This is a genomic window from Paenibacillus amylolyticus, assembly GCF_001570725.1.
GTDB classification, from domain to species: Bacteria; Bacillota; Bacilli; order Paenibacillales; family Paenibacillaceae; genus Paenibacillus; species Paenibacillus amylolyticus_A.
Genome location: NZ_BCNV01000001.1, coordinates 2,842,013 through 2,861,945 on the forward strand (window position 1 = coordinate 2,842,013; position 19,933 = coordinate 2,861,945).

The 19,933-nt window shown below is 45.8% G+C and carries 17 protein-coding genes; 2 read left to right on the forward strand and 15 right to left on the reverse strand.

All coding sequences use genetic code 11. The features are described 5' to 3' along the window. Positions 1-10: 10 nt before the first annotated feature. The 5 genes from licT to zwf form a co-directional block, all read right to left on the reverse strand. On the reverse strand, positions 11-853 hold the full coding sequence (licT, locus tag PAHA3_RS12565) for a BglG family transcription antiterminator LicT (RefSeq protein ID WP_062835040.1): 843 nt from the start codon (positions 851-853) through the stop codon (positions 11-13). Positions 854-1,179: 326 nt separating this feature from the next. Further along, positions 1,180-2,283 carry a metallophosphoesterase gene (locus tag PAHA3_RS12570; RefSeq protein ID WP_062835041.1) on the reverse strand — a complete coding sequence of 368 codons (1,104 nt, stop codon included), beginning with the start codon at positions 2,281-2,283 and terminating at the stop codon, positions 1,180-1,182. A 244-nt stretch (positions 2,284-2,527) separates the two neighbouring features. After that, positions 2,528-3,946 (reverse strand): NADP-dependent phosphogluconate dehydrogenase, encoded by a 1,419-nt coding sequence (gene gndA / locus PAHA3_RS12575; RefSeq protein WP_062835042.1) that lies wholly within the window; start codon positions 3,944-3,946, stop codon positions 2,528-2,530. A 68-nt stretch (positions 3,947-4,014) separates the two neighbouring features. Then, positions 4,015-4,680, reverse strand: coding sequence for a fructose-6-phosphate aldolase (gene fsa / locus PAHA3_RS12580; RefSeq protein WP_062835043.1), 666 nt, complete (start codon positions 4,678-4,680; stop codon positions 4,015-4,017). Positions 4,681-4,713: 33 nt separating this feature from the next. Further along, complete coding sequence (gene zwf, locus PAHA3_RS12585; RefSeq protein WP_062835044.1) at positions 4,714-6,237, reverse strand: glucose-6-phosphate dehydrogenase; 1,524 nt, start codon at positions 6,235-6,237, stop codon at positions 4,714-4,716. A 112-nt stretch (positions 6,238-6,349) separates the two neighbouring features. On the opposite strand from zwf, the gene PAHA3_RS12590 reads away from it, so the two are divergent. Beyond that, positions 6,350-7,234 (forward strand): LysR family transcriptional regulator, encoded by an 885-nt coding sequence (locus PAHA3_RS12590; RefSeq protein ID WP_062835045.1) that lies wholly within the window; start codon positions 6,350-6,352, stop codon positions 7,232-7,234. A 92-nt stretch (positions 7,235-7,326) separates the two neighbouring features. On the opposite strand, the gene PAHA3_RS12595 is transcribed toward PAHA3_RS12590, so the two are convergent. The 5 genes from PAHA3_RS12595 to PAHA3_RS12615 form a co-directional block, all read right to left on the reverse strand. Further along, the gene (locus PAHA3_RS12595; RefSeq protein WP_062835046.1) at positions 7,327-9,342 is read right to left on the reverse strand and encodes a chemotaxis protein CheA; all 2,016 of its coding nucleotides are present in this window, start codon (positions 9,340-9,342) and stop codon (positions 7,327-7,329) included. A 14-nt stretch (positions 9,343-9,356) separates the two neighbouring features. Next, positions 9,357-9,782 (reverse strand): chemotaxis protein CheW, encoded by a 426-nt coding sequence (locus PAHA3_RS12600; RefSeq protein WP_062835047.1) that lies wholly within the window; start codon positions 9,780-9,782, stop codon positions 9,357-9,359. Positions 9,783-9,806: 24 nt separating this feature from the next. Beyond that, positions 9,807-11,396: a methyl-accepting chemotaxis protein gene (locus PAHA3_RS12605; protein WP_062835048.1), complete on the reverse strand. Its 1,590-nt coding sequence runs from the start codon at positions 11,394-11,396 to the stop codon at positions 9,807-9,809. A 540-nt stretch (positions 11,397-11,936) separates the two neighbouring features. After that, complete coding sequence (locus PAHA3_RS12610) at positions 11,937-12,617, reverse strand: hypothetical protein (protein WP_062835049.1); 681 nt, start codon at positions 12,615-12,617, stop codon at positions 11,937-11,939. A gap of 142 nt (positions 12,618-12,759) precedes the next feature. After that, entirely contained in the window at positions 12,760-13,353 is a 594-nt protein-coding gene (locus PAHA3_RS12615) for a cupin domain-containing protein (RefSeq protein ID WP_062835050.1), read from the reverse strand. Positions 13,354-13,624: 271 nt separating this feature from the next. Here PAHA3_RS12615 and PAHA3_RS12620 point away from each other — a divergent pair, with 271 nt between their 5' ends. After that, entirely contained in the window at positions 13,625-15,133 is a 1,509-nt protein-coding gene (locus PAHA3_RS12620; RefSeq protein WP_235599433.1) for a hypothetical protein, read from the forward strand. A gap of 75 nt (positions 15,134-15,208) precedes the next feature. Here the strand turns inward: PAHA3_RS12620 and PAHA3_RS12625 are convergent, their stop codons facing one another. The 5 genes from PAHA3_RS12625 to PAHA3_RS12645 are packed head-to-tail and all read right to left on the reverse strand — an operon-like array spanning position 15,209 to position 19,836. Beyond that, on the reverse strand, positions 15,209-15,931 hold the full coding sequence (locus tag PAHA3_RS12625; protein WP_062835052.1) for a GntR family transcriptional regulator: 723 nt from the start codon (positions 15,929-15,931) through the stop codon (positions 15,209-15,211). 10 nt (positions 15,932-15,941) lie between these two features. Beyond that, positions 15,942-16,955 carry a sugar kinase gene (locus PAHA3_RS12630; RefSeq protein WP_062835053.1) on the reverse strand — a complete coding sequence of 338 codons (1,014 nt, stop codon included), beginning with the start codon at positions 16,953-16,955 and terminating at the stop codon, positions 15,942-15,944. Next, the gene (dagF, locus tag PAHA3_RS12635) at positions 16,948-17,703 is read right to left on the reverse strand and encodes a 2-dehydro-3-deoxy-phosphogluconate aldolase (RefSeq protein ID WP_062835054.1); all 756 of its coding nucleotides are present in this window, start codon (positions 17,701-17,703) and stop codon (positions 16,948-16,950) included. The genes PAHA3_RS12630 and dagF overlap by 8 nt, the downstream gene beginning before the upstream one ends. After that, a complete protein-coding gene (locus PAHA3_RS12640; protein WP_062835055.1) occupies positions 17,700-18,809 on the reverse strand; it encodes a DgaE family pyridoxal phosphate-dependent ammonia lyase in 1,110 nt (369 codons plus the stop codon). The genes dagF and PAHA3_RS12640 overlap by 4 nt, the downstream gene beginning before the upstream one ends. Further along, a complete protein-coding gene (locus PAHA3_RS12645) occupies positions 18,787-19,836 on the reverse strand; it encodes an amidohydrolase/deacetylase family metallohydrolase (protein ID WP_062836088.1) in 1,050 nt (349 codons plus the stop codon). The genes PAHA3_RS12640 and PAHA3_RS12645 overlap by 23 nt, the downstream gene beginning before the upstream one ends. Positions 19,837-19,933: the final 97 nt, after the last annotated feature.

Here is a 19,933-nt window from a genome sequence, read left to right on the forward strand (position 1 = left end):
TGCGCGAACTTTATACGTCCCGCTTGGTTTTCATCAGACGTTCCAGATGGAGCGTTAGATATAACTGCTCAGAGTGAGTCATGTCATACTGATAATTCTTATGGATAAAAGTCTCGATCTTGCCAATACATTTGAATGTCTCCGTATAGTTTTTCCGAACCACTTCATATAAATACTCCTCGGCATCATCATGTGAAGAATGGGTAATGACACGCTGACAGAAATATTTCAAATGGGTAATGAAGCGGAAATAGTTGACGCTATCTTCATCCAATTCGACGTTGAAGTGATATTTGATGATATTCATAATCTCCTGCAACAGCTGCATCAGATGAGTGACATCGTTCATGGAATCATTGACTTCCGCATTGATGAAATGCAAAGCAATATTACAGATTTCATCTTTGGGGAACTCAATATCCAGTCTTTCCTTCAGCAAGGTCAGTGCTTCTCTGGCCACATCGTACTCCGCCTTATAGAAGTGCTGAACTTCCCAAGAAAGTGGATTACGAGTAATCATTCCTTTTTCCAAGCGTTGAACTGCAAAGTGAATGTGATCCGACAGCGAGACATATATCCCGTCACTGATGGTTTTGTTCAGTTGCGTTCGTGCCAGTGTCACAATATCATCTGTTGCCTGCAGAATCTCAATAGGCACTTCAGCTACGATGGATTTAAATTTCTCATAGATCGATGTATCCTGAAGACGGAATACCTTCTCAATCCGCTCTTCATCAATCTCATCGCCTGCTTTGAACTTAAATCCGATACCCCGGCCGAGGATCAGTAGTTCCTGATTTTTGTCATCCACGGTACTGACAATATTGTTATTAAATATCTGTTTAATAATCATTCTGGACCCACCTGGTTTTTTTTGAGGATTAAAAAAGGGCAAAACCAAAATAGAAATAATAAAATCATTTCCATAGTGGTTTTGCCCGCATTACCGGTAACAAGCCTCGGATCTAATTTATCATAACCTGAAAACGGTGTCAACCAAAATTACTGCTACTGCTATTCCACTTCATTCCCTTACATGCGTCATTTTCCTAAGCTTCCACGTTTCAGGGCACATATGTTTTAATATTCACATGTTGATGCAGTTTCAAACGGCGTCATCCAACAACTCATCACTTGCTTTGAACAAAAAAAGACCCTTCTCTCGAAGGGCCCTCTCTATTATTGTTGGAACGTCACATTAATCTGTACAATCTCCGAACGACTGCTTGTGCGAATCGGAGGTCCCCAGAAGCCAAATCCCGACGTTACGATGGAGTGCATGGAGCCCTTTTGCAGATAACCCCAATCATTCTCGTAAATAGCCTGTGTGATGAACTGAGCCGGTGCGATCTGACCACGGTGGGTGTGACCAGATACGACTAGATCTACATTGTTTTGCTCCGCAATATCCAGATCATATGGCTGGTGATCCATCATAAGTACTGGTTGACTCAAGTCCGTATCTTGCATTAATGTGGCTACTTCTGCACGATCCTTCTCTGTCCGGTCTTTCCGTCCAATGAGGGTGATCTTGTCATCCAAGACGATCTTGTCATCGTACAAAACTTGCATGTTGCTCTTCTCCAGCGCAGCAATCAGATCTTCAATCGGACCATCGAACTTGTCGTGATTCCCGAGAGAAGCATAAACGCCGTACGGAGCCTGAATATCTCTAATAATGTCGGCAATTCCGCTATTAAGATACATATCCAAATTGTCATCAATAATATCTCCCGGATACAGCACCAGATCCGGCTTCAGAGCATTAATTTCCTCCACCATTCGTTTGGCATGTGCAGGGCCAGATAGAAGTCCGAAGTGCATATCGGCAGCCATGACAATATTAAGCTTGTCCACACCTTCTACTTTTTTATCAATCTGAATGTTATAAGTTCTCACTACCGGGCTATAGGCGTTGAAGATTCCATAACCCATTGTGGACACCAACAGCACCAGTGTAACGACTCCTGCCCATTTCTGTGTGTGATGTCTAGGAATGCGGGTTAATCTCAGTAGCCACATCGTCAAGTGAATGACTGGCAAGATCAGCAATAACAACGAGAAGATCGCCAGCCAGTAGGAACCGATGATACTAAGAAACGAAATGCTTCCAAATACTCGTGCCAAAATGAAGGAAACGGCAAGGAATACAAGCGCTATGATATAAAACCACCGGAATCTGGCGGACACGACAGGTTTCATCCAACTCCACCCGCTCCAGCCTATGTAGAACACTAATAAACCGTATACGACCAAAAACAATATACCCGCTAATACAAACATGCCCGGTCTAACCTCCACGTCAATAAGTTGTATTCTGAATTTTCATCACGGATGTAGGTCCGTCTGAACAAGTATAACGTAGTTGAAGGGTCAGATCATCTGTTTGCCATACCCAGATTCGTACATTTTATTACAATTTGATAATATTCAAATTCGAACCATTAACGAGAAAAAGCACCCTTGCAGGTACCATGAAGTTAAATTCATGAATGACTGCAAGAATGCTATATATTCGGAACGGATATTACTCGTTAGTGTCCATCCACTGGAAGTGGAATGAACCTTCTTTGTCCACACGTTTGAATGTGTGAGCACCGAAGTAGTCACGTTGTGCTTGCAGCAAGTTGGCTGGCAAACGCTCCGTACGGTAGCTGTCGTAGTAAGACAGTGCGCTGGAGAATCCAGGTACCGGAATACCTTGTTTTACAGCAGCCGCTACAACTTCACGCCATGCACCTTGATAAGACTCAACGATGTTTTGGAAGTATGGATCCAAGAGCAGGTTTTTCAGTGCTGCATCTTTGTCATACGCTTCTTTGATGTTTTGCAGGAACTGCGAACGGATGATGCAGCCGCCGCGGAAGATCATGGCAATGTTGCCATATTTCAGATCCCAACCATACTCATCGGAAGCTGCACGCATTTGTGCAAATCCTTGAGCGTAGGATACGATTTTACTTGCAAACAGCGCTTTACGAACGTTCTCGATGAACGCTTTTTTGTCGCCAGAGAATGCTTCAGTTGCTGGTCCATTAAGGATTTTGCTAGCTGCTACACGCTCGTCCTTCATGGCAGACAGGAAACGGGAGAATACGGATTCCGTGATCATGGACAATGGTACGCCGAGATCCAGCGCGCTTTGGCTTGTCCATTTACCTGTTCCTTTTTGTCCAGCCGCGTCCAGAATAACGTCAACCATTGGTTTACCCGTCTCAGGATCGTATTTGGAGAAGATATCTGCTGTGATTTCGATCAGGTAGCTGTCCAGCTCCCCTTGATTCCACTCCGTGAAGATCTCATGCAACTCTTCAACGGAAACGTTCAATACGGATTTGAGCAAGTGGTAAGCTTCACCAATCAACTGCATGTCTCCGTACTCGATACCGTTATGCACCATTTTTACATAGTGTCCGGCACCGTCTGGTCCGATATAAGTGCTGCAAGCGTCATCGCCAACTTTGGCGGAGATCGCTGTCAGGATCGGTTCTACCAACTGATAAGCACTTTCCTGACCGCCTGGCATGATAGCCGGGCCTTTCAGTGCGCCTTCTTCACCACCAGATACACCTGCGCCGATGAAGCGGAAACCTTTTTCTTCCAGCTCTTTACTGCGACGTTGTGTGTCAGGGAAGTAAGCATTACCTCCGTCGATAATGATGTCCCCCTGATCCAGATGAGGAAGCAGTTGCTCAATGGTTGCATCTGTCGCTTTACCTGCTTGCACCATAATCAGAATTTTACGCGGAGACTCCAGGGATTCTACGAATTCTTCAATGGTGAACGCGCCTGTCAGGTTTTTACCTTCTGCTTCTTTCAGAAGATCGTTCGTTTTCTCCGGGGAACGGTTAAATACCGCTACCGAGAAACCTTTGCTTTCAATATTCAAAGCCAGGTTTTTACCCATTACTGCCAATCCAATAACACCAATCTGTTGTTTACTCATTATGTCCTCCCAATGCTCCATTATTTATATAGGTTTATAGTAAGTTGAAACGAATAAATATTCAGTGATTATTGTACTGTTTTTTTCCAGTCAGCTGCAAATTTGTCCATACCTTGATCCGTCAGCGGGTGTTTGGAGATCTGCTCAATAACGGAGAATGGTACAGTTGCAATATGTGCTCCAGCCATCGCTACACGTGTAACGTGATCCGGATGTCTTACGGAAGCCGCAATAATCTGAGCATCCAGGTTATGTGTGCGGAACAATTCAGCAATTTTGGTAACCAATTGTACGCCATCTTCGGAGATATCATCAAGACGTCCCAGGAATGGAGATACATATGTTGCACCAGCACGAGCAGCCAGAAGCGCCTGGTTCACAGTGAAGATCAACGTTACATTGGTTTTCACGCCTTTTTTGGTCAAGTAACGGCAAGCTTCAAGTCCTGCAAGTGTCATTGGCAATTTGATCGTGATGTTTTTGTCACTGTTGTTAATTTTGATCAATTCTTCTGCTTGCGCGATCATTTCTTCAGCAGTAAGGGCATCTGGTGTTACTTCCGCAGAAACGGACTCAACTTCAGGTACCAAACGCAGGATTTCTTCGATACGATCTTCGAATTTCACACCTTCTTTGGCTACCAAAGAAGGGTTCGTCGTTACGCCAGACAATACGCCGATTTTGTATGCTTTTTGGATATCTTCCACGTTAGCTGTATCGATAAAAAATTTCATGATTGAATTACCTCCAGATATTTTTATTATGGTTTAGAGATTGGCATTAACCGCCAAGGGTGTGCTACTTGCAACAACAGACTGCTGATCCGCCGGCTCATCAAACCACCAGTGGTGGCCTTCAGCTTCAAGCATAGCATCCGATTCAGCAGGTCCATAGCTGCCCGCAGGATACAGGTGAAGTGGCAACAGATTTTCCTGGAATGCGTCCAGAATTGGTTGTACCCAAGCCCAGGACAATTCTACTTCATCCCAGTGAGCAAAGAATGTTGGATCACCCAGCAAAGCATCACGAATTAGATTCTCGTAAGCTTCTGCGAGGTCACCTTTATCCGGAGAAAGATCGATATGAACCGGTTTGAATTCACCTTTATTCTCAGGATCACTTGCATTCAGTTGCAATGTCATGCTCTGATCCGGACTCATCTCAATGACGAGCAGGTTTGGCTTGGAACCTTTGTTTTTCAGGACATTCGTCTGGCCTGAAGGTTCTTTGAATTCAATCACGATACGTGTTGATTTCTCCTTCATTCTTTTACCCGTGCGAATGTAAAACGGAACACCACGCCAGAAGAAATCATCAATTTGCAATTTGGCAGCAATGAACGTGTCATTCATCGTATTCTCCGCTACACCCGGTTCAGCAGCATAAGCATTAACCGGTTGGCCTTGAATGTTGCCTGCTGCATACTGTCCACGGATGATGTTTGCACCCACAGTCTGCTTTTGCAATGGCTGGATCGATTCCATGATGTGCTTTTTCTTCAATCCAACCTTTTCGGAAGAACTGTTGTATGGAAGCTGAATCGCCATCATCATGAGCAATTGCAGCATATGATTCTGGAACATGTCTCGCACTGCACCTACATGATCATAATAGGATGCACGTTCTTCGACACCTACAGTCTCATTCGCCGTAATTTGCACGTTGGAGATGTAACGGTTGTTCCATAACGCCTTCATGATTGGGTTACTCTGATGCAACGTCTCCAGACGTTGTACCATCGGTTTGCCCAAGTAATGGTCAATCCGATAAATCTCTTCTTCCGTGAAGGATTCGCTTAATTTGCAATTGAGGTCTCTTGCGGACTGTAGATCGTGACCAAATGGCTTCTCGATAACAAGACGTTTCCAGCCCTCTGTGGAACCCAGCCCACTTTCTTGAATATTCTCAGCAATCGGTTCGAAGAATTCCGGACCAACCGAGAGATAGAACAAGCGATTGGACGGAATGCCAAGCTCAGCTTCTCTTTGTTCAACTAATCCCAACAGCTTTATATAATCTTCCTTATGACTTATATTCAATACACTGTAGCGGAAAGCTTTCACAAATGACTTCACAACTTCAGGATCAGCTTGGCGTCTGGAAAATTCATTTAATGATTTTTCCACTTGTGCCTGAAAGAATTCATCAGACCACTCTCTACGCCCCAAACCAATCAATGAGAAGGTTTCAGGAAGCTTCTGCTCAAGATATAAGTTATATAAGGCAGGATATATTTTTCTTTTGGCTAAATCGCCAGTAGCACCAAATAAAACAATGGTAGTTGGTTCCATCTCACCGTTCTCCTTCCAAGTAACTCTGGTTTCTTTGTTGTAGTTACACTATAATACGTTTTATAGCCATACAAGTAATTAATATATTTCACAGGAGCTATAGACCATATCTATGACTACAAATTACGAACTATATAAAGTCTTTTATTGGGCCGCCAAAACGGGCAGTTTGACACAGGCTGCGAAAGCACTGTATATCACTCAACCCAGCGTCAGTCATGCCATCAAGCAGTTGGAAGAGAGCTTTGGTCTTACTTTGTTTTATCGAAATTCCAAGGGTGTAGCGTTGACACAGGAAGGTGTCAGTCTATACTCCTATATTGAACAATCCCAGATTCTGATCTCGCTTGCGGAAGAAAAAATGGCCGCACTGAAGAACCTCGACAATGGTGAATTGAGGATCGGTGGCAGTGACTCCTTATTTAAGCATTACATGTTGGCGTATCTGGAGGAATTCCATACCTTATACCCTAACATCAAGCTGCATCTGAGCCACGGAACCACGCCCGAAGTCATTACGTTTCTGAAAGAAGGCAAGATTGATCTTGGCGTTGTTCGCATGCCCATTGTTGATCCACAGCTGGAAGTCAGAGAAAGCATTCAGTTGAAAGACTGCTTTGTAGCTGGGGAACGTTATGCTCAGTTAAAAGGTAAGGTCATGACGCTTGAGATGCTTCTTGAGCATCAACTGATCCTCTTCTCCCGGAACAGCCGAGTTCGGATGGCTATAACGGAGTTGTTTAACAGCTATAATTACACGTTGAAGCCTGAGATTGAGGTCGGTAGCGTTGATCTGCTGATTGAATTTGCACGTCGGGGACTGGGTATTTCCTATGTTACACGTGAATTTATCTCCAAAGAGCTGGAGGAAGGTTCTCTCTTCGAGATTCAGCTTGATGTCCCACTTCCCCCTTCCCATGTGGGGATCATGACCAAACGCAATATGCCGATTTCTCTGGCAGCCAACCGTTTTATGGATCTCATTTTTAAAGCCTAAGTTGGCCACCATGTCAAAAGGTATAACGAAGAGCCCCACCATCCAGTTATGGATGATGAGGCTCTTAGGCCTGCATAATACCTATCCAACGATTAATGACTCACCAAATAGGAAGCGTCCAATATCAGGGCAACCTTACCATTCCCCAGAATCGTTGCGCCAGACAGATGATTCATCGCACCCAGATACGTACCCAGTGTTTTAATCACAACTTCCTGATTCCCAATGATCTCATCTACTGCGTATGCTGCAATTTTGTCCACGGAACGCACGATCACGAGTGGAATGGTTTTGGATTTGCGGTCCGTTCGTGGATAATTCAATTTATCACACAGTCTGTGAAAGGGTACAATACGACCATGATTCAGAATCGCTTGTTGCCCTTGGATCATCTGAATATCCTCAGGTGAAATTCGAACAATCTCTGCGACGTTGTACATCGGCAAGATCAATACACGACCCGATACTTTGACTAACAGACCTTTAATAATTGCCAATGTAAGGGGTAGACGAATCGTAAACGTGGTTCCCACACCAACCTCCGTATCAATATCAATGATACCATTGAGTCGTCCGATCTGACTTCGCACGATGTCCATTCCAACGCCGCGTCCTGATACTTCACTGACAGAAGAAGCTGTTGAGAAACCAGGCTCAAATATGAGATGCACAGCTTCCTGTGTTGTTAGGCGCGCAGCCTGTTCCTCACTAATAATACCTTTGCCCAAAGCGGAAGCCTTGATCTTCTCACCATCGATGCCTTTGCCATCATCTGAATAACGAATGACGACATGATTTTCTTCGTGAAATGAGGTTAAGGTAATACGGCCTTTGGACGGCTTGCCGTGCTCTGCTCGAACCTCTACACTTTCAATGCCATGATCCGCACTGTTGCGGATGAGATGGATCAGCGGGTCACTCAATTCTTCAATAATCATCCGGTCAAGCTCCGTCTCTCCACCTTGAATGACCAGTTCCAGATCTTTACCCAGTTTCTGCGAAAGGTCACGAACCAATCTCGGGAAACGGCTGAATAGTTGATCAATGGGTAACATACGTGTCTTCATGACACCTTCTTGAAGTTCTTTGATCACCCTGCCCATATGATCGGAAACACCACTTATGCTCTGAATGAGTGAGGAAGGTTCCTTGCGTGCACCCGATCCACTAAGATCTGCGAGGGATGTCTGATCAATTAAAAGCTCTCCAACCAGGTTCATCAAATGGTCCAGACGTTCAACACTCACACGAACCGTAGGTTGAGCCGTTTTCACTTTCTCTTCCGGACCAGATGTAGCTGCGGTAGTCACGCTTGCTTTCGTTTGCTCTTTTTCAGAGATTAATTCAACTGGCGCAGAAGTCGCAGCAATCTCATTGGATTCCAGCATATAGGGATCAATCTCCAGCACATGAATATCCGAGTCTGAAGACAGCTCTGCATTAAGCTGCTGTGGGTCCTTTGAAGTAGCCGTGATGATGATGAACTGACTATAATGATCGTCTTCATTCTCCGCGTCCGATTGTTTCTCCATGAGTGAAGTAGCGACAACCGTACCACAGATGTCCTCAATGCGTTGCCGCAAAATATGATACCTGGCTGCTTTCATCATACACTTCTGCTCCAGCACAATGTGAATGGACAATAACTGCTTGCCTGACACGACAGCCACCTGTGCCACAATCGATTCTGCTGGTTGCAATTGAGGAACTTTAAGTTTCCCGACTACTGCCGGGTTCTGAATTAAATCCTTTATTTCTCGTACTACCGCCCTAAAATCTGCATAGGCTTCCCCACGGATATACTGATCCCGAAGCACCTTCATGGCGTCCAAAGAGCGGAACAATGTATCAATTAGCTTCGAAGTCATCTCCGGTTTTTTCTCCCGGACCCATTCAAGAGCATACTCCACTTCATGCGTGAGGTCGCTTAATTCACGGAAATCCATTGTGGATGCCGATCCCTTGATGGTATGGGCTGCGCGAAACAGTGTCTGAACCAGCTCTACAGAAGGAGAACGCTCCAAAGCCAGCAAAGACTGATCCATACGTTCCAGTTGATCATTCAGTTCTTCGATAAAGATGTCACGGTAGGCAGACAAATCCATCATTCGTGTATTCCTCCCTAACCGCCCAATATTTCGTCCAGTTTCAAAATGCCCACAAGCTTGTCTTCCTGTTGACCGACACCATGGAAAAACCCTTCACGGTTACGACCATAACCTCCGGTTGGCGGATGTATTTCCGAATATGTGGTTACCTTGTTCACGCGATCCACGATTAAACCAATATATTCATCCTGATGTCGAACTACGATAATACGAGTCGCTCTGGTGTCCGGTTCATCCGGCATACCCAGCAGATTACGAAGGCTCATCACACATACAACCTTGCCACGCAGATTGACTACCCCTTTGATCTCTGGACGGCTAAATGGGATATCTGTGATGCTCAGCATTTTAATAATTTCGTGAATTTCTTCGATTCGAATGGCGCAAGTCTCTGCACCTACAGACAGTTCAATATATTGTTCTTTCTGAAGTGAAGACATCGATTCACCCTCAATTCGATTTAATTAATTAGTTTTGAAGGCAGCTGCCGAATTCGCCAGCTCTTCCGCCAGATGTGCCAGAGACTGGCATGTTGCCGCTGTCTCTTCCGACGCTGCTGCGGATTCCTCACTGGAGGCCGAGATGGATTCAACTGAACTCATGACCTCTGCGGCTTGAGCGGCTTCTTCTTCACATGCAGCTGCAATTTCGTTTACTTTCTGTGAAGAGTTATTGACCATATCAATGATCTGATCAAACGCCTGTCCTGTCATGGAAGACTGCTCAACACTGGCGGCTACAGCCTGGACGCTTTGTCTCGTGTTTTCCTGCATTGCTTTGATGATGGCTGTAATTTCTTTGGTCGCCTCACCGCTTCGCTCTGCAAGCTTCCGGACTTCATCTGCGACTACGGCGAATCCTCGTCCTTGTTCTCCGGCACGTGCCGCTTCAATGGCTGCATTCAGCGCAAGCAGATTGGTCTGTTCAGCGATATCGTCAATCACTTCAATGATGTCACCAATTTTACGGGAATCATCTTCAAGCTTGGTCATTTTCGTATTAACAGCTTGCATACCTTCCAATGATGTCTGTACAACAAGTCCACCTTCACGAGCAGTTTTCACGGTATCATTGGACAGTTCGGCAGCTTCTTCCGCACTTGCAGCAACAGAGTTAATAGCCAGTGAAAGCTCCTTGAACAATTCGGAGATGTTTCCTGCCTCGCTGGATTGGCTTGTGCTGGTACTTGCAATTTCCTGTGTGCTAGCTGAGATCTGTTCCGAAGAAGCGGCGACACTTTGGGAGTTCATCACGATATTGTTGATTAAGTCTTTCAGGTTGTCGACCATACGATTCAGTGCCGCTGCGAGTTGACCCACTTCATCTTTACTGGAGATGTCTGACTTGAGGGTCAGATTTCCGCCGGCAACTTCCGTAGCCAGACCCAGCATAGCCATGAGTGGCTTCGAAATGGAGCGAGAGATGATATATCCAATAAGGATACTGAAGAGTACGGATGCAACTACCATAACAATGGTTACTGCAAAGGCAGTTGTGTAGGCTTCTTCAGACTTCGTGTTGGCCTGATCTGCCAACGTTACATTGAGATTCACCAGGTCCGCGAGCGTTTTTACAACCTCATCACCAGGGGGTTTCAATGTCCCTTTCAGGAATGTAATAAACGCCGCATCATCATTTGATAACGCCATAGTGACACCTTGATCATAAATTTTCATATAGCTTGTATATTGGGTATCTAATCTACGAAGCAATTCCGTTTCTTCCGGGGTAGTGGCAAGAGGACGGTACGTAGCAAGTCGCTCCTCCATGGATTGACGAATCGTGGCAATACTTTCTGTAACTCTGGTTTGTTCTGCTGCTACCGTTTCGTAATTCAAATCACGTACGTTAACCCGCAATCTCTGATATTCAACCTGAGCAGAAGAGAGCTCTCGAACCGAGATCAGATTGTTGTTGTACATCTCTTGCATCCGTTCGTTCGTACTTCTTAATGTAACCACTGAGTAGATTCCAAGGGCCGCAAGGATCATCGACACAATTAAAAACGCTGAGATAATCTTTGTTGCTGTTTTCAAATTTCCAAACCACTTCATGTAATCTCCTCCTAGGCATCGTAGTGTCCAGTTATGTATATAACGCTTGGTAAACCCTTCTCTAGGTCGCGCTCCAGACAACTTACGATTTATTTCGACAGAAATATATCAAAACTGAATAGGGAATTTTTAATTCTATAAATTTGCACTATTACGAATTTTTATTTTAGATATTAAGTTTCTACTTTTTTATTAAGTAAATAACTAATTACCTGTTTATTGAAATCAACATTTTCACATATACGAAATTCAGATATTTTTCAATCATATTACATATGATTTATTAGACATAACGCTAGCAAAATGTACGACTTCATTTTTATGATTTGGTAAGATACACTCTTGTAGTTCTTCAGACTAACGAAGATTATAATTCGTTAAAAATTGATGCCTTATTTTCATATATTCACAGTTCAACCCATGACTTAAGTCTAATAATTTGCAACTTTAACTAATGCCTTTGACATACAAAAAAATCAAACCCACATAAGGTGAGTTTGATTAAATACGTATCAATTCTATGGATTAGCATGAATAAAGCTACGTGCCGTACAACTGCTCCAGTTCGACTAGGCGGTCCTTAATCCGCTGTGGAATAATGTGAAACAACTGGTCCCAAGTCATAAACATTTCCGGTTCCAACAGATACTCTTCGAACGCCATGGAAGGCACGAACGCCTTGGTCTGCAGATAAGTCATTACTTGTGCATCAATCTGCTCATTCGTTTCAAAATACCCACGGAATAAATCATTCACGAGTAACCCATCACATCCGGCTTTGGTACCGGCAGCACTATATAAGTCTGGCAATAATTCAAACACAACTGGCAGCGGTGAGAAAGCATGCTTGCCAGGCTGTGAATACAGACATACATGACGTCCAACCACATTAACTCGATCCTTCAGCAACCCCCGCAGCACTTTACCATGAAAGCTGGCTTCACAGTCCACAACTTCACCGTCATGACCCACATATATCCACACATGTTCCATCTCATACAGATGACCAATCTCATAATCCCACCAGATCGCAAACTCAATTACATATTGAACTGCTTCAGCCGGGAATTGAATATCCCTCTTGAACGAAGGCGATGGTCCTGAACGATCCAGCACAGAAACGCCAACAAAATCAGGATAAAAGGGTTCGTTCCGGTCAAACATCAATACAGGTGCAAAACTCATTGCAGTTTCAAGCATTTCTGTTTCGGACATTGCCATGGTCGGTATCCCCCATTTTCATCGATGTTACAACTATATTAACAGAGAATTGTATAGGTGTTAACGCATAGAATAAGCCCACAACCGAATAAGTTCCAGTTGCAGGCTTGAATGGTTCTATTTTATTAGAGAGGAATTGTCCCTAGTCTTTAGATCCTTTGGTTGGTTTGGATGCATTGGATGGTTGGGTAGACAGGTCAGAAACAGCAGTATCACACCCTATTGGAGGGCCCAGAATGGCATCATTTTTAATGGATGCAACGGCTCTGGCATATGCCTCTTCATCCAAACAGTACGCGCGGTGAGCCACCTCCGGCGGTGTAGCTGCCAAGAAATCCGCTCCAAACACAATATCAGGCGTTGGTTGATCAAAGATAGTTAATACATATACATCATCTGTCTCAGCCACAAACCAGTGAAACCAGCCTTTCGGAAATACCACAACCTGACCTGGTTTCAGACGGTATGTCAATCGTTCACGTGTAAAAGGGTTGAATACTGACGCTGTAATTTCACCGGTGATGACCACAACCATCTCCGTGACATTGGTGTGCCAGTGCGGCTGCACAATAATTCCTTTGCTTAAGTACACGTTGAAGAAACCATTTGCAATGGTCGGCAGCTGTTCTCCAAACAACTGGGTTATATAGTTGCGTGAATCCCTCTGATAATTGACAACCGCATTAGAATCGGCAGCTAACGGAACATTCGGAGCTTGCAAAATCGGATCAATCATACGGTTATTTCTCCTCCTTGGGCATACATCTCATTGTTGTACTGTATGCCGAGGAAATGCGACTCATACCTGTGTCCGTAGACATCGTTCCTTTTTATAAAAGTATTCAAGCAAGTCAGACTCTATCTCAAAATGGAAGTCTCTGAATGGCTTTGATATAATTCATCTATTATTAGTTATACAGGATACTTGGTGCAATAGTAGCTTAGCTTCAATTGGTACAGAACGAAAGGAGCATACCATGATTCCTAATGTTGGAGATATATACTGCGTGTACATCGAAAAATTACAACAATATGCCGCCTGCCAGGTAACTGGACTCAAAGAAACGGAGGGTAAAACGTCCGACACGCTTGCCTCAGTTCTTCAATTGGATTGGACTGGTGACCAACTGCCTAATGAAATGCAGCTTCATCAGATGAAGCCATTGATCTGTAATTTCTATTTCTGGAATGACAGAGTTGATCATAGTTTCGTGAGTGCTATTGTTCCTTCACAGTATGTGCTTGCAGGCAACCTCCCTCCACTCTTCACCGAGGAAACGAATACGTATGGGGGAGGCTGGCCGATCGGAGAAAAGCTCTATCTCCAGCGTGAATGGGAAGGTATCGATGCGATCCGAAGAGCAGAGTTCAAACAAGCTGTGCATGATGACGAAGAAGTCATGATTGGCGATCGTGTAATGCGGCGCAGTACGAGTACACTCCGCGATTTCAGCCCTAAGTCTGAGGAAGATGTAACCGAGCTCGCACAGCTACATTGTCTAACACATATTGAGATGAATGGATATACGGAATCGATCTTTCCATTTATAGAGGACAACCCGTTTATTAATGAACTTCATATCATAGATCATAGTCAAAGGATTCTGGATATCAGCAAGAGCCACCTGACCAAACTTATTGTGGATGTCAGCGGGTTGAGGGAGTTAATTTTGAACACGAAAATGACGAGTCTGAATTTCACAGGTGAGCTGTCTCCAGATCTGCGTATCGTGGCTCTCAAAGACGGTAAATGCATCACTCTCAATGTTCCATCGGGCCTGCCACAGGTCACGGGTATCTCACGACTTGAAGGTCTGCATATCAGAGATATCACGGAGCTCAATCTGGAGCCACTTGTGCAGTATTATCCTGAGCTTTCAGAGTTGCGATTGTGGGGTAAACCCGGCAATGTATCCCATATAGAATCGATTCAGCATTTGGCGAATTTGCAAACCTTCACTACATATGACCTGTTCGACTTCAATGGTGATCAATTCCCTGATCCAGAGCAGCTTCCAAAATTGACTACGCTGTGGCTAACCAGTCTGCCTGCCGATGCAGCCAAGTCGATCAAAACAAAATATAAAAAATTTGCTGCTGCCGGATTTGATGTGGAGATCACCAAAGGACGCAAACCGGAATGGCTTGCGGAGAACCTGAACAATCCGTTTCGGGATTGGGATGGACGGGACCACATTAAGGCAGCTCACGCCAAAAAAGCAGCCCAATTGTACAAGCAGTGCTTGAAGGAAATCCGTCAATTAAGTCAAGATTGCAACAATCAGGAAGCTTTGCAAAAACAACTCGTCTCCATGGTTGAGAACTACACACAAACCTTCAACAAGGTGGATGCCAAGACCGGCTTTATTGAAACTGTTGAGCGGGAAGAGATTTATGTTGTTCTTGAGGGGTTACTGGATCAGTTGCAGCAGAATTTGGAACTGCGTCAACATGATTCGTTCAAGGTTAATCACGAGGAATTATATGAGGTATTTGATCGTTTGAGGGATTTCTAGTTCACCAATAAACCGTTGTTTACGCAAAAGGGTCCTGTTATGAACATGGCAGGACCCTCTTTTGCACCCCCGACCTCAAGTGTCGTAGCTCACCAGATAATGATGAAGTTCCGTGTTGTAACAGCCGATACTGTGCTCAATTAATCTGCCTTCTCCATCGAAGGAGTTACGCAGGCGCTTGAGCACATGTGTCCCCGGGGGAATCTTCAACAGTTGGCATACCTCAGGAGCTGCAGGTTCTACAAAGAAACGGTCTTTGAAGTTCTCCAGCAAAATGTCGTTCTCCTCCAGTGAGTCATACAGCGATTGGATATCTCCATTCATTTCTTCTTTGCCTCCGCCGGGCAATGCAGCTGCTGCCAAGAAGTGTATCAGATGAATATAAGGTTGTCCGTTAAGAATGTAGAGCCTTTCAATACGCTGGCGATGCGGCCCATAGAGACCATATTCCTCCGTTCCAGTATTATTGGTGAGTAAACGGGAATTCAGAACTTTCTTTTCCAGCTTTTGACCCTCTTCTACGAGCAGCTCCGTAAACCGTTTGCCCTTTGAGAGCTTCTGATGAGAGGTATTGCGCATCACAATTGTGCCAACACCGCTTTTCTTCTGCACGTAACCTTCCTGCGCCAGCTCTTGGACCGCACCGCGGACTGTCATTTTACTGACGCCAAATTCTTTCTCCAGCTGTGGTTCAGAGGGGATGATGCTTCCAAGAGGATATACTCCATGTAGAATCCGATCTTTAAGAATTTTTTGGATTTGCTGATATAAAGGACCTTGCTTGCGCTTCAGAGACACTCACTGTTCACTACCTTTCAACATCTGAGGGATGGTCCGACAGCGCGCGGAGCACCTCATTCTCGGTAAAAAGCGCTGTATCGCCTTGAGTGGTATGGGCCAGCATCGCTGCCGCCACTGCCAAATTAACCGTGTACTCGTGTGGGTATTCCTGCAATTCTCCATGGATGATGGTGCTAGCAAATACATCGCCGGCACCGATCCGGTCGTACACCGGGAAAGTCATCTTGCGGGAAAATACGAACGTACCTTGATGATAGATATATCCTGTCAAGGAATGCGTATGGTCCGTGTTAATCTCTCGGTGGGTTCCTGCTACCGTTCCGATTCCGAAGCGCTTTGCAACTTCAGGGATCGCTTGTTTCATCTGTGTTATTCTATCATATTCTCCGGTTCCGATGCCAAGAATACACTTCGCATCCCTCTCATTCATTAGCACCAAATCTGCCAGCCCCAGCAGTTCCTCATAATGCGGGCGGGCCTTGACATAACCATCTGTCCCCCATAACGCGGGACGGTAATTACAATCAAATACAACCTTCCCCCCAGCATTCCTCACTTCCTCAGCAAGCCGTTTCATCTGCTTGCGCACGCCATCATTCATAGCCAGCGTAATACCACATAAATGAAGAACATCGATCCGGGATGCAAGATCCTTCATATCATAATTGGCCGCGTCCGCGGTATTGAAACTGCTGCCCAGCCGGTCTGTGTAAGTGACTCTGCCAGGGCGGGCTCCAAAACCATTCTCCAGAAAGTACATCCCAAGGTGTTTACCACCCAGGCTAATAAGAGAGGTATCTACCCCCAGCTTGCGCAGATAAGCGAGAGCCGCTTCACCCACCGGAGTTTCCGGTAAAGTCGTAATAAGAGCACCGTTATGGCCGTATCTCGCTAGTGCCGCCGTTACATTCACCCCGCTGCCGGAAAAAGAATACTCCAGCCTGCTGCTCTGGACCAGTGTTTCGTAGCCCGGAACCTGCAGCCGCATCATCACTTCACCAAATGCAGCAACCCTAGGCATATCGGTCCACCAGTGATTTCATTGTTTCGAGCAGTCTGCGGACATCCTGTACGTTTGTATTCCCGGTCTGCGTCTCAATAATTGAAGAATAGACATGTGGTATAACCTGAGGTACGCCTGCCTGTAGTGCAATCTCTAGAATGGGTCCAAAGTTGTCCAGATCGATTCCGCCTGTAGGCTCCAGAGCAAAAGACGCTTCTCCACAAGCCTTGGCAACAGCACGGTACTCCTCTTCCAGTTTCAACCCCTGCATCGGATAATATTTGAGCGCGTTCCCTCCCATGTCACGAACCAGTGCAATGGCGGCATGAACCGGAACAATGGCCTGCGGAGTGGTTGCTGAACTGATGGGGCCAGTCGATATATTTACATAGCCTGGCTGTCCGCACGGAGATACCAGGCAGTTAATCCAACTATCTTTAGGTCCCAGGTTGACACGGGTTGCCCCCACCGCCGGGAATACCTGATTGATATGGCTTCCCGGATAACTCGCTGCAATCTCCGCCACAACTGCAGCCTGACGGCTGTCTCCAGCCCCGAGTCCGATAGATACGGCATCTTGAATCGCCTGACCATATTCAGCCATGGCGACTACAGCTTCCTCCGACGTAGCATAATTTTTGGAGAGCACACCAACAAGTACATATCCTTCCGCAGCCTCGTACACATCCTTGGCGTTCCCGATACTGCCGGCCAGTACATTAATTGCGGCCCTGTTCTTATACAGACACTGCTGAATATGACTCATTCCGGTTTGCCTCCCACGATTTCATGTATTCTGCTGACTATGACCTGCATATCATCCCCTTGCAGCGACCTTGGATCAATATCAAAATAACCCTGCTTGACGCCATAGTCTCGGGTATATACCGCAATTAATCCTTCACGTAACTGGTCATTCACTTTCTTCGCATCCACCCCAGCAAGAGAGGAATCAATTTGGACACGCCCCCGAAAAATCGATCTGCCGGCTTCATCCTGCACGATGCGGACCGAAACACCAGGAAGTCTATCCAGTGGCTGAAGACCCTCCAGAATCTGCTTCTCTCGTTCGCTATTATCCGCTTTGTTTTGGTATTCATCTAGCGCTTGAAGTAACCCAAAAATAGTCTCTTTGCCAACCTTCATGCTGCGGCCAATCCCGTGTAGCTGCACCTTAAGCCACTCCACATATTTCTTTTTGCCAGCGACAATGCCGGAACTAGGGCCTTCAATAGCTTTCGAGCCGCTGTAAATGGCCAGATCCGAAAATTGGATATATTTGTGCAGATCCTCTTCCGCTGCCGCATCAACAATCAGCGGCACCCCTCTATGCTGTGCAACCTCCCAGGCCTCTTCCAAAGAGATCATGTTTTTCTGGACAGCGTGATGGGATTTAACATAAAGAATGGCTGCAGTACGTTCACCAATTGCCTGATCGATATGCTCCTTACGGCCTTCATTGGCGTATCCGACTTCCACTACCCGGCCGCCGCCAAGGAATATCATGGTTTCAACCGGCGCTCCATAGTGCACATTATGACCCTTTAGCATAATAATTTCATTTTTCAATACCGGTTCCTGGTGCAGACGAAGGCTGAGACGTGGATCTCCGCCAGTCACCATGGCTGCTACCGACAGCGTAATACCACTGGATGCGGAGTTCGCCACAACCGCGCTTTCCGAACCAAGTAACTGTGCAATATATTCTCCGGATTTGTCCACAAGATCCGCAATCTCCACGTAACGCTGTCCGCCCTGTTTCATCGCATCCATGACGGAATCCGTTGGTGCGGAAACGCCAAGGATGCTCATTCTCCCACTGGCATTAATAACACGCTTCAATCCATATTTAGCTTGTAATGAGTGACCCATTAGCAAAGACTCCTTTAGCCTCAATATAGTGTTGCGTAACCCGGACATCACCTTCCGAGTCCTCAAGTTGCTTTTCGCCTGCTTCCAGGGAAAACAAAGTCAGGTTCGCCTGCTGTCCCACCCTAATCAGCCCGAGCTCCGGCTTACCAAGCCACTCGGCCGGACTTCTTGTAACCGCGCGGATGACTTCTTCCAAACTGTAGCCGAGGTATAGAAATTTCGTCAGCACATTCGACATACTGTATACCGGACCATTCATACGATTGCCTCGGTAAATGTCCGTACTGATTGTATTTAGCGCAATGCCTGCAGCCTTGGCCTGTTCTGCGATGCGGAAGGAGAAGCTCGCTGTGCCATGCCCCACATCCAGATGAACTCCCCGAGCAGCAGCATCCAGTAATTCTTGCATCGGTGTGCCATCCGGATGAAACAGATTGTTGGACTTGCCGTTAAGGTAATGGGTGATTACATCGCCCGACTGTAGCAGCTCCAGCACATCAGAGATAGCGGGCGGGGCAGAACCGATGTGAACCATAAGCGGAAGCTTCGTTTCTTCCGAGAGTGTGCGTGCCAACTTGAGTGGCTGTATGCCGCTGTCTTTGACCACACTTTGGCTGATGCGGGCTTTCAGACCAACAATGAAATCAGGATAAGCCGCTGCTGCCTCCAGGACCTTGCGCCGGTCAATCCATTCCAGCTGCGACAATTCATCCGTCCGTTCGAGCCCGATGCTTGAAATGTTCAACAGAGCAAATACTTGGGTGGCAGCCTGTAGTCTTGCGGCATAAAAAGCTCCAATTCGGTCTGCACCGCAGCTTCCGGCATCTACAAGCGTTGTTACCCCCTGCTTCACACCAATTTCGTCGATATCATCGCCATAGGGATCAAGCTCCTGGACGGCATGCACATGCAGATCAATCCACCCACTGGACACATATAACCCTGAACAATCTAGCTCATTTTCTCCTTCAGCCTGTCCTGGCGGTGTAATGGCGGTGATGATCCCTTCCTGAATGGCAATATCCATAATCCGCCCGTCAACAAGCTGCAAATTACGCAGCACATTCTCTGTGCCCACTCATCCCATCTCCTTTGTCAACCCCGGTTTACAGGCAAAATTCAAA

What these genes read in the sequence shown, in the direction of transcription:
- gndA (WP_062835042.1), bottom strand. Translation starts at nt 3,946, where the DNA reads ATGAGTAAACAACAGATTGGTGTTATTGGATTGGCAGTAATGGGTAAA.
- PAHA3_RS12610 (WP_062835049.1), bottom strand. Translation starts at nt 12,617, where the DNA reads ATGGCAATGTCCGAAACAGAAATGCTTGAAACTGCAATGAGTTTTGCA.
- PAHA3_RS12630 (WP_062835053.1), bottom strand. Translation starts at nt 16,955, where the DNA reads ATGCCTAGGGTTGCTGCATTTGGTGAAGTGATGATGCGGCTGCAGGTT.
- PAHA3_RS12595 (WP_062835046.1), bottom strand. Translation starts at nt 9,342, where the DNA reads ATGATGGATTTGTCTGCCTACCGTGACATCTTTATCGAAGAACTGAAT.
- licT (WP_062835040.1), bottom strand. Translation starts at nt 853, where the DNA reads ATGATTATTAAACAGATATTTAATAACAATATTGTCAGTACCGTGGAT.
- PAHA3_RS12590 (WP_062835045.1), top strand. Translation starts at nt 6,350, where the DNA reads ATGACTACAAATTACGAACTATATAAAGTCTTTTATTGGGCCGCCAAA.
- fsa (WP_062835043.1), bottom strand. Translation starts at nt 4,680, where the DNA reads ATGAAATTTTTTATCGATACAGCTAACGTGGAAGATATCCAAAAAGCA.
- zwf (WP_062835044.1), bottom strand. Translation starts at nt 6,237, where the DNA reads ATGGAACCAACTACCATTGTTTTATTTGGTGCTACTGGCGATTTAGCC.
- dagF (WP_062835054.1), bottom strand. Translation starts at nt 17,703, where the DNA reads ATGAGTCATATTCAGCAGTGTCTGTATAAGAACAGGGCCGCAATTAAT.
- PAHA3_RS12605 (WP_062835048.1), bottom strand. Translation starts at nt 11,396, where the DNA reads ATGAAGTGGTTTGGAAATTTGAAAACAGCAACAAAGATTATCTCAGCG.
- PAHA3_RS12640 (WP_062835055.1), bottom strand. Translation starts at nt 18,809, where the DNA reads ATGGGTCACTCATTACAAGCTAAATATGGATTGAAGCGTGTTATTAAT.
- PAHA3_RS12600 (WP_062835047.1), bottom strand. Translation starts at nt 9,782, where the DNA reads ATGTCTTCACTTCAGAAAGAACAATATATTGAACTGTCTGTAGGTGCA.
- PAHA3_RS12645 (WP_062836088.1), bottom strand. Translation starts at nt 19,836, where the DNA reads ATGGATATTGCCATTCAGGAAGGGATCATCACCGCCATTACACCGCCA.
- PAHA3_RS12570 (WP_062835041.1), bottom strand. Translation starts at nt 2,283, where the DNA reads ATGTTTGTATTAGCGGGTATATTGTTTTTGGTCGTATACGGTTTATTA.
- PAHA3_RS12615 (WP_062835050.1), bottom strand. Translation starts at nt 13,353, where the DNA reads ATGATTGATCCGATTTTGCAAGCTCCGAATGTTCCGTTAGCTGCCGAT.